Source organism: Streptomyces sp. WG7 (assembly GCF_049975785.1).
Lineage (GTDB): Bacteria > Actinomycetota > Actinomycetes > Streptomycetales > Streptomycetaceae > Streptomyces.
On the sequence record NZ_JBNGGE010000180.1, the window covers coordinates 1 to 686 of the forward strand.

General features: G+C 69.5%; 1 pseudogene. It reads right to left on the minus strand.

Features of this window, described 5'->3' with window-relative positions:
- Window positions 1-653, minus strand: a pseudogene (locus ACP4J0_RS38645) (modular polyketide synthase); the annotation flags it as partial.
- Between the last annotated feature and the right edge of the window lie 33 nt (window positions 654-686).

Sequence of the window (686 nt, forward strand, 5' to 3'; positions counted from 1 at the left end):
ACCCGGTACCGCCAGCCATCCACCTCCGACCGCTCCCGACCCTGCCGACGCCACGCCGACAACACCGGAAGCACCTCGCCCAGCGACGCATCACCGGAGACATCCAACTCCGCCAGCAGCGAGCCCAGATCCTCCCGCTCCACCACGTCCCAGAAGCGAGTGTCCGAGGCGTCGGCGGTGGCGCCGGGCTGAGGCGCGTCGTCAGCCTCCGGCCAGTACCTTCGTCGCTGGAACGCATAAGTCGGCAAGTCGACGTAACGCTCGCCGGCCCCGGCGAAGAACTTCCGCCAGTCGACCTCCACGCCTTGCACGTGTGCCTGCGCCAGAGCCGTGACGGTGGTGTCGGTTTCCGGACGGCCCTTGCGCAGGACGGGGGCGAAGGCGACGCCCTCGCCCGTCACGCACTCCTGCGCCATCGCCGACAGCACACCGTCCGGACCCAGCTCCACATACGTGCCGACCCCGGCCTCCTCCAGGGCGCGGACACCGTCCAAGAAGCGCACGGCCTCCCGCACGTGCCGCACCCAGAAGTCCGCCGACGCCATCTCGTCCGTGACCACGGCGCCCGTCAGGTTGGAGACGACCGGAATGCTCGGGGCCTCGAAGGAGAGCCCCGACACCACCTCACGGAACGCCTCCAGCATCCCGTCCATGTGCGGCGAATGAAACGCATGACTGACCGCCAG